This is a genomic window from Allobosea sp. 05T422_2 (assembly GCF_056396265.1).
The window spans coordinates 19,222-27,941 of sequence record NZ_JBFTLD010000063.1 but is presented as its reverse complement, the minus strand read 5'-3'; the positions used below and the strand labels follow the sequence as shown (position 1 = coordinate 27,941).

7 protein-coding genes are annotated in these 8,720 nt (G+C 66.6%); 1 reads left to right on the top strand and 6 read right to left on the bottom strand.

Annotated elements, in window-relative coordinates:
* The 4 genes from AC1DJT_RS13835 to AC1DJT_RS13820 form a co-directional block, all read right to left on the bottom strand.
* Nucleotides 1-1,938: bifunctional [glutamine synthetase] adenylyltransferase/[glutamine synthetase]-adenylyl-L-tyrosine phosphorylase (locus AC1DJT_RS13835; RefSeq protein WP_476834251.1), on the bottom strand; the 1,938-nt coding region annotated here is incomplete at its 3' end.
* Nucleotides 1,939-1,954: 16 nt separating this feature from the next.
* Nucleotides 1,955-3,412, bottom strand: a complete 1,458-nt coding sequence (locus AC1DJT_RS13830; protein ID WP_441489235.1) for a HAMP domain-containing sensor histidine kinase — start codon at nt 3,410-3,412, stop codon at nt 1,955-1,957.
* A 55-nt stretch (nt 3,413-3,467) separates the two neighbouring features.
* Entirely contained in the window at nt 3,468-4,151 is a 684-nt protein-coding gene (locus tag AC1DJT_RS13825; protein ID WP_043241143.1) for a response regulator transcription factor, read from the bottom strand.
* A 122-nt stretch (nt 4,152-4,273) separates the two neighbouring features.
* Complete coding sequence (locus AC1DJT_RS13820) at nt 4,274-5,479, bottom strand: S1C family serine protease (RefSeq protein ID WP_441489148.1); 1,206 nt, start codon at nt 5,477-5,479, stop codon at nt 4,274-4,276.
* Nucleotides 5,480-5,671: 192 nt separating this feature from the next.
* On the opposite strand from AC1DJT_RS13820, the gene AC1DJT_RS13815 reads away from it, so the two are divergent.
* Nucleotides 5,672-6,205, top strand: coding sequence for a hypothetical protein (locus tag AC1DJT_RS13815; protein WP_441506610.1), 534 nt, complete (start codon nt 5,672-5,674; stop codon nt 6,203-6,205).
* A 63-nt stretch (nt 6,206-6,268) separates the two neighbouring features.
* Here the strand turns inward: AC1DJT_RS13815 and AC1DJT_RS13810 are convergent, their stop codons facing one another.
* Entirely contained in the window at nt 6,269-6,739 is a 471-nt protein-coding gene (locus AC1DJT_RS13810; protein ID WP_476834250.1) for a cytochrome c-type biogenesis protein, read from the bottom strand.
* A gap of 4 nt (nt 6,740-6,743) precedes the next feature.
* Nucleotides 6,744-8,720, bottom strand: a complete 1,977-nt coding sequence (locus AC1DJT_RS13805) for a heme lyase CcmF/NrfE family subunit (RefSeq protein WP_476834249.1) — start codon at nt 8,718-8,720, stop codon at nt 6,744-6,746.

Here is an 8,720-nt window from a genome sequence, read left to right as displayed (position 1 = left end):
GTTCTCCTGCCGGGCCGCGTCGCGCAGTCGATCGAGCCCGTCCTCCACGCTGGGCGGCGGCGTCCCGACAGCGGCGCGAATGCGCCGCGCGACCGCCTCGCCATCGAGCACGGATGAGGTGAAGGCCKGGTCGATCACTCCGTCGAGCACATGCGGGTGCAGGGCGGCGACCTTGGCCAGGCGAGGGGCGCTGCCAAGAATCTCGGCGAAGATCGTCAAGAGCGAGCCATGCGAACGCAGCAGGGTCAGCAGTTCGACAGCCGCCGGCATCCGAACGAAGGCGTTGTCGAGATGGGCGAGTGCACCATCGGGATCGGCCGTGCGGCCCAGCGCCACGAGCAGCGCCGGCGTCAGCTCGGTCAACACCTCACGGGCGCGCGCACTGGTGACGGCAGCACGGCGGCCGAAATGCCAACCGCGCACGGTCTCCGCCACGGTTTTCGGKGCGCGAAAGCCGAGCTTGCCCAGCGTTTCCAACGTATCGGGATCAAGCTCGGTGCCGGTGAAGCTCAATGTGCCTGCCTCGCTCGCCAGGCTCGGACCTTCTTCGAACAGCAGCCCATAATGGCCTTCGACGCGCTTGGCATGAGCCGTCAGCGCCTTGCCGAAAGCGGCCGTCGAGGGATAGCCGCAGAAACGGGCAAAGGCCTCGAGATCGGCCTTCTGCGTCGGCAGCGTCTGCGTCTGCTCGTCATTGCGCATCTGCAGGCGGTGCTCGATCGTGCGCAGGAAGCGATAGGATTCGCCGAGCTCGTCGCGCGCCTGGGGCGTGATCCAGCCTTCGCGGGTCAGTTCGGCCAGCATGTCGAGGGTCCGCGCACCGCGCAAAGCCGGACGCCTGCCGCCGAAGACGAGCTGCTGTGTCTGCACGAAGAACTCGATCTCGCGGATGCCGCCGCGCCCGAGCTTCACGTTATGGCCGGCGACCGCAACGGTCTCGTGGCCCTTCACCGTCTGAATCTGGCGCTTCATCGCATGGATGTCGGCGATCGCGGCGAAGTCGAAATATTTGCGCCAGATGAAGGGGGCGAGATCGCGGATGAAGCGGTGGCCGAGCTCGAGGTCGCCCGCCACGGGGCGCGCCTTGATCATCGCCGCCCGTTCCCAGTTCTGACCGACGGTCTCATAGTAGGAATAGGCGGTCGGCAGCGCGACGGCGACATGCGTCGAGCCGGGATCGGGCCGCAGCCTGAGATCGACGCGGAAGACGTAACCGTCCGGGGTCCGCTCCTGGATGATCCGGGCGACCTGTTGCGTCAGCTTGACGAAGAAGCTCGACGGCTCGGCGACGCCCGCGGCCTCGGCCGCTTCGGGATCGAAGAAGACGACGATATCGATGTCGGAGGAGTAATTCAGCTCGCCGGCGCCGTGCTTGCCCAGCGCGAGCACGACGAGGCCTGAGCCCGGGCCTGGATTGGCTGGATCGGCCAGGGTAATCCGCCCGAGGTCGGCCGCCTGCCGCAATGCATGCGCAACCGCCAGCCGCACCGCCATGTCGGCGGTCGCGGTCAAGGCGGCCGYCACCGTCTCGACATCCCAGAGGCCGCCGATATCGGCGAGCGCCACGAGCAGCGCCATGGCCTGGCGAAAGCGCCGCAAGCCCCGCATCAGTTCGCCGGTCTCGCATTCGGCGGCGGCACCCAGAGCTTGGATATCACCGAGCAGGGCGTCCCGCTGCGCTTCCGGCTGCAAGGTCAGGGAGGCGAGCAGCCCTTCGGGATCAAGCCGCATGACCTGCGCGAGAAAAGGCGAATGCGCCAGCAGACCAGCGACGAGTTCGGTCGAACGCGGATAGTCCGCGAAATGGGCGGCGAGAGCCTGGGCGGCCTTCTCGTCCCGCAGGCGATCGATCAGGTCATGCGCGATGAGCGCATCGGCCTTGGCCCGCGCCGGCAGGACGGGCGCGCTCGAAACTCTCTCGCAAAGCTGCCCGTCCATTGCATAACCCCGCCGATCAAGCCGACTGGAGGCCAGCAGGGTTCGCCTGCGCTGTCGAGGCGGGAAGCGCTCCTTCCCCGGCTGTTTCCACAGGCTTGGGCGGAGCTTCCGGCAACAGCATGACAACGCGCAGGCCCGGCGCATTGTCCTCGAGCCTGATCTGGCCGCCATGGAGCCGGACGACGCCGGCCGCGAGCGAGAGGCCGAGCCCGAAGCCGGGCTTGCTGCGGCTCTGATCCAGCCTGACGAAGCGCTCGAGAACGCGACCGCGGTCGGCCTCGGGAATACCTGGCCCATTATCGGTCACGGAGAGCTCGATCTGTTGCCCGACCACCCCGGCGGCAACGCGCACGATGGGGGCGGCCTCCCCGGTCGGCTTGCCATATTTCAGGGCATTGTCGATCAGGTTGGCGAGCGCCTGTCCGATCAGCTCGCGATTGCCCAATACGCGCAGGTCAGGCGTAACCTCGGTGACGATCTCAAGACCCGCCTCTTCCGCCAAGGGTTCGTAGAGCTCGGCGAGCCCCGAAACAACCTCCGAGAGATCCAATTCGGCCATGCTGTCATTGATCCGCCCCGTTTCCAGCCGCGCGATCATCAGCAGCGCATTGAAGACGCGGATCAGATTGTCGGCCTCATCGATGGACGCATCCAGTGCGCCGCGGAGTTCGTCCGGCGACTGGGCGGTCCGGAGCGCCTCCTCCGCCCGGTTGCGCAGACGTGTCAGCGGCGTCTTGAGATCATGCGCGATATTGTCGGAGACCTCCTGCATGCCAGACATCAACTCGCCGATCCGGTCGAGCATGGCATTGAGATTGAGCGCCAGCCGATCCAGCTCGTCGCCGGTACCGGAGATCGCGAGCCGCCCCTTGAGATCCCCCGCCATGATGGTCTGCGCGGTATCGGTCATGTCGTCGATGCGCTTGAGCACGCGCCGCGCCACAAACCAGCTCGCGAAGCAGCCCAGCACGAAGACGAGCAGAAGCGACCAGCCGGCCGCCCGCCGGATCACCACGCCCAGCCGATCCCGTTCCTCGAGGTCCCGGCCGACGAGCAGCCTGAAGCCGGCCGGAAGCACGAAGACCCGGACGATGGCGCGGCTCGGCGAGTCGAGCGCGTCGCTGCTGCGGGAATATTCGATCTCGCTCTCACCCGGCAGGTCGAGAGCGCCCGGCTGCAGTGCCTCGACATTTCCGGCCAGACGCTCGCCGACCGGCGTCGTCACGAGATAAAGCGAAGCGCCCGGCGCGCGCGAACGCCGCTCGATGATATTGACGAGGCGCCTGATGCCACCCAGGCGCTGCTGCTCGGCGAGCCCCTGGATCTCGGCGTCGATCGTCGATCGGATCTGGTCATCCAGCAGCCGCTTGGCATTCCAGGCGACATAGCCGAGCACAAACCCGGCGAAGAGCGCGAAGATGACGAGATAAATCGCGGTCAACTTGAAGGCGGTGGTGCGGAACAGGTTCGGCAGGAAGCGCTGCTTCCTCTTCGGAGCCTGAGACGCACCGGAGCCCGGCGAGACGATGTCAGCGGGTCGTGTCACGAACCATGTATCCCGCGCCGCGAATGGTGTGGATCATCGGATGCTCGAAGCCCTTGTCGACCTTCGAACGCAACCGCGAGACATGCACGTCGATGACGTTGGTCTGCGGATCGAAATGATAGTCCCAGACATTTTCGAGCAGCATCGTGCGCGTCACGACCTGCCCGGCATGCTTCATCAAATACTCGAGCAGGCGGAATTCGCGTGGCTGCAGCGGTATCTCGCTGTCGCCGCGCGTGACCCGGTGGGCCAGCCGGTCGAGCACGAGATCGCCGACGCGATAGGTCGTCGGCTCCGAGGCCGGCGCCGCACGCCGCCGCGACAGCACCTCGACGCGCGCCAGCAGCTCGGAGAAGGCATAAGGTTTCGGCAGATAGTCGTCGCCGCCGGCACGCAAGCCCTTGACGCGGTCATCGACCTGCGCGAGCGCCGACAGGATCAGCGCCGGCGTCGCATCGTTCTGCTCCCTGAGCGAACGGATCAGCGACAGGCCATCGAGGCGCGGCAGCATGCGATCGACCACCAGAACGTCATAGCCGCCCCCCTCCGCCATCGCATAGCCCTGCAGGCCGTCGGCGGCATGATCGGCAACATGCCCAGCCTCGCGAAAGGCCTTGACGAGATAGGCCGCCGCTTCGGCGTCGTCTTCAACGATAAGGAGTCGCATGACGGCAGGTTACCTCAGGAAACTGAAAAACGGCAGGCCGGATGAATACATCCGGCCTGCCGCGTTAAGGCTGGTTTACCTGGCAGGGGCGACTGAAGGCCAGGAAGCCTGCCCAACCTTGTTTAGGCGGCCGGCTGACGGCCGACCTCGAAGCTGACCTCGCGCTCCTTGCCGTCGCGCCACACGGTCAGGGTCGTCTTGGTGCCCGGTGCGAAGACCGCGATCTTCTTGGAGAGATCGCGGGCGTCGGCGACCTTGTCGCCATTGACGGCGATGATCGTGTCACCACGCTTGATGCCTGCCTTGGCGGCGGGACCATTGGCCTGCGCCTCGGCGATCAGGGCGCCATGGGGCTCCTTGAGGCCGATCGCATCGGCGACTTCGGCGGTGACCGGCTGGATCTGGACGCCGATGAAGCCACGGGCCACGGAGCCATCCTTCTTCAGCGAGGCGACGACGCTGTCGACCGTGGCAGCGGGAACGGCAAAGGCGATGCCGACATTGCCGCCCGACGGMGAGTAGATCGCGGTGTTCACGCCGACGACCTCACCCTTCTGGTTGAAGGTCGGGCCACCCGAGTTGCCGCGGTTCACGGCCGCATCGATCTGCAGGAAGTCGTCATAGGGACCAGAGCCGATGTCGCGCCCCTGGGCCGAGACGATGCCCGCGGTCACGGTGCCGCCGAGGCCGAAGGGGTTGCCGACAGCCAGCACCCAGTCGCCGATGCGCGGCTTCGTCTTGGCGAGCTGGACGAAGGGGTAGTTGCCCTCCTCGGTGACCTTCAGCAAGGCGATATCGGTCCGCGGATCGGTGCCGATGACCTTGGCCGCAAGCGTCTTGCCGGAATCGGTGACGAGCTGGACCTCGGTCGCGTTCTGAACGACGTGGTTATTGGTCACGACATAGCCGTCCTGGCTGACGAAGAAGCCCGAACCCTGCGACATGCCCTGACGCGGCTGCGGCTTGCCCTGACGCGGGCCCTGGCCCTGGCCCTGACCCTCTTCACCGAAACGGCGGAGGAAGCGCTCGAGCGGGTGGCCGGGCGGCAGACCTTCGATGCCGCTCTCGCCATCCTCGGCGGAGGCGGCAGCGACGCTGGTCTTGACGCGAACGGAAACGACAGCCGGCTTCACGTGATCGACCATGTCCGCAAAGGACGGGAGCTGGGTCTGGACGCCGGAGAGCTGGATCGGCTGGGCAAAGGCGCTGTGATTCTGCATGAGAGCGCCATCCGCGAGACCAGCGGCAAGACCGATGCCCAGCGTGGCCGCACCGGCGATCAAGGCGCCGCGCTTGAGGATGGACTTGGAAGTGGTAGGGGTCGTCATGGTTTTACCTCTGCGACTGACGGCAGGGGCATTCCCTGCTTGGTGTCGTGACCATGACGGGTGGCGCCTTACCCCGTTTTCGCGCCGAGATGACGTTTTTGTAAGGTTGAGCGGACGGCGCCCCCCAGTGCGCTTGACGATTGAGACGGCGCTCCTGTCTCATGGGGGGACGATGACTTTGCCGGACTGGCCTTGACGATGCGCGTTCTCACATTCGCGGCGATTGCCGCCCTCGCACTGGGCAGCAGTGCCGCCTCCTCGCAAACCATCACGACCTACCAAACCGGTTTGCGGCTCGCCCAGAAGCGCGGCTACGCGAACGCGGAATGCTACGCGCAGGTGTTTGCACGGCATGCCGTCGTGGTCGAGAAAGCCAGCGGAAACCGAGGTTGGTTTGCTCCCTCGACACCGGCCTACAATGCCGAGCTCCGCCGCCGCTGCGGCGTCGACCGGCTGGCCGATCTCGCGGCCCGCAAGCCCGCCCGCATCGCAGGCCGCAACACCTATGCGGGGCCCCAAACCCAGGGCGGAGCCTACCTTGCKGGCACGAAGATCGCGGCTCAGCGCGGATATTCAGGAGACAAGGTGGCCTGCTTTGCCCGGGTCTTCGCCGAGCACGCGACGTTCAGGCCATCGCCGATCCGTACCGGCTTTGTGGATTGGAGCGCCAACCTGGGCCCTGCCATAACGGGCGAGATGCAGAGTCAGTGCGGCATCTCCATCTGACCTGAGCGTCGGTGTTTGCGGCGGATTTCCCGAAGAGTGTAATCCGCCCTTCTGGCCGATGCCTTAGTTGCCGTCCCGCCTGATCAGCGCGTCAACCCGTGCCTGTTCGTCGTCGCTCAGGGGTTTCGTCTGCTGCCCGGCCGACGTCCGCATCAGCCGGCTTCTCCGGCCGAGATAGGCAAGGCCGAAGGCAAGGATCAGGAACGGCGCGACCCACAGCGCAATGGTGCGGATATTGAGGGGAGGACTGAGCAGGACGAAATTGCCGTAACGTGCGACGACGAAATCGCGCACGGCCTCATCCGTATCTCCGGCCACCAGCCGCTCGCGCACGAGGATGCGCAGGTMGCGGGCAAGTGGCGCGTCGGAATCGTCGATCGACTGGTTCTGGCAGACGAGGCAGCGCAGGCCGCCGGAAATCTGGCGCGCCCGCTGCTCGAGCATGGCGTTCGGCAGGACCTCGTCCGGCTGCACCGCCCTGACCGGGCTGGCGCAGAGCAGGCCGAGCATCAGCAAGGCAAGGACGCGACGCATGCGTTCACTCCGCCGGCTGGATGACGGCGCGCGTCGCGGCACGCCGCGGCACGGCGAGACGGAAGCGCCGGTCGGTCAGCGACAGCGCTCCGCCGAAAGCCATGACGACGGCACCGATCCAGATCAGCAGGATGAGCGGCTTGTCATAGACCCTGACCGCGATTCCGCCGCCCTGCGGCTCGCCAAGGCTGACATAGACCTGGCTGAGGCCGTCGGTCCGAATGCCGGCCTCCGTCGTCGGCATGGCGCGGGCGGTATAGACCCGCTTCATCGCCTCGACGGGTTTCAGCTGTCTGTCGCCGGCAGAAACGCGGAAGCGCGCCACATCCTCGGTAAAGTTGGGGCCCTTGCGCGGCGTGACCGTCTCCAGGACCACGGTATAGCGGCCGCTGGTCAGGCTCTCGCCCGGCTTCAGCACGCCGATCCCCTCCGCGCTCCATGCGGCAGCCGCGATACCGATCACGCTGAGGCCGACGCCGGCATGGGCGAAGGCCGTACCCCAGGCCGAACGCGGCAGGCCGATTGCGCGCGACAGCATCGCCGAGGCGCCGCTCGCCCGCCGCACCACGCGCTCGCCGATATCCCAGGCCGCACCTGCGATGAGGAAGACGCCAAGCCCGATACCAAGCGGCGCAAGGACGGGGCCGCCACGCATGACCGCGACGACCGCAAGCCCGGAGACGATTGCGAGCACGAGAGCAGCCGACATGCGCTGCGCCGCACCGAGCAGGTCACCGCGCTTCCAGGCCAGCGTCTGGCCGATCGGCAGCAGCAGCAGCAGAGGCACGACCACGGGTACGAAGGTGGCGTTGAAGAACGGGGGGCCGACGGAAATCTTGTCGCCCGTCAGCATCTCCAGCACCAGCGGATAGAGCGTACCGATGAAGACGGTCGCGCAGGCGGTCGCGATGAAGAGATTGTTCACGACCAGCGCGCCCTCCCGCGAGATCGGGGCGAAGAGGCCGCCCTGCCGCAGCAGCGGCGCGCGCCAGGCGAAGAGCGCCAGCGAGCCGCCGACGAAGAAGACCAGGATCGCAAGGATGAAGAGGCCGCGCCCGGGATCGCTGGCGAAGGAATGCACCGAGGTCAGGACGCCGGAGCGAACGATGAAGGTACCGAGCAGCGAGAGCGAGAAGGTCAGGATCGCGAGCAGGATCGTCCAGACCTTCAGCGCATCGCGCTTCTCCATCACCACGGTGGAGTGAATCAGCGCGGTGCCGGCCAGCCAGGGCATCAGCGAGGCATTCTCGACCGGGTCCCAGAACCACCAGCCGCCCCAGCCAAGCTCGTAATAGGCCCAGTAGGACCCCATCGCGATGCCGAGCGTCAGGAAGACCCAGGCCAGCAGCGTCCACGGCCTGACAGCGCGCGCCCAGACGGCATCGATGCGCCCGTCGATCAAGGCGGCGACGGCGAAGGCATAGGTGATGGAGAAGCCGACATARCCGASATAGAGCAGCGGCGGGTGGATCGCGAGGCCGAGATCCTGAAGGATCGGGTTGAGATCCTGGCCCTCGCCCGGCGCCGGATCGAGCCGCCGGAACGGGTTCGAGGTCAGGAGCACGAAAGCCAGGAAGGCGACCGTGACGAAGCCCTGCGCCGCCAGTGTTCCGGCCCTGAGACGCGTCGGCAGAGACCGGCGCGACACGGCGACCAGCGCGCCGAACAGCGTCAGGATCAGCACCCAGAGCAGCATGGAGCCTTCGTGATTGCCCCAGGTCGACGTCACCTTGTAGATCAACGGCTGGGCCGAATGCGAATTGGCGACGACGTTCTCGACCGAAAAATCCGAGCGCACATAGGACACGACGAGCGCAAGGAAGGAGAAGGCGACCAGCAGGAAGCAGGTCACCGCCGCCGTCGGGCCGACCGAAGCCAAGGCGGCATCCCGCCGCGAGACGCCCCAGAGTGGGACGAGCGCCTGGACGACGGCGACACCCAGCGCCAGCGCGAGCGCGAAATGTCCGATCTCGACGATCAT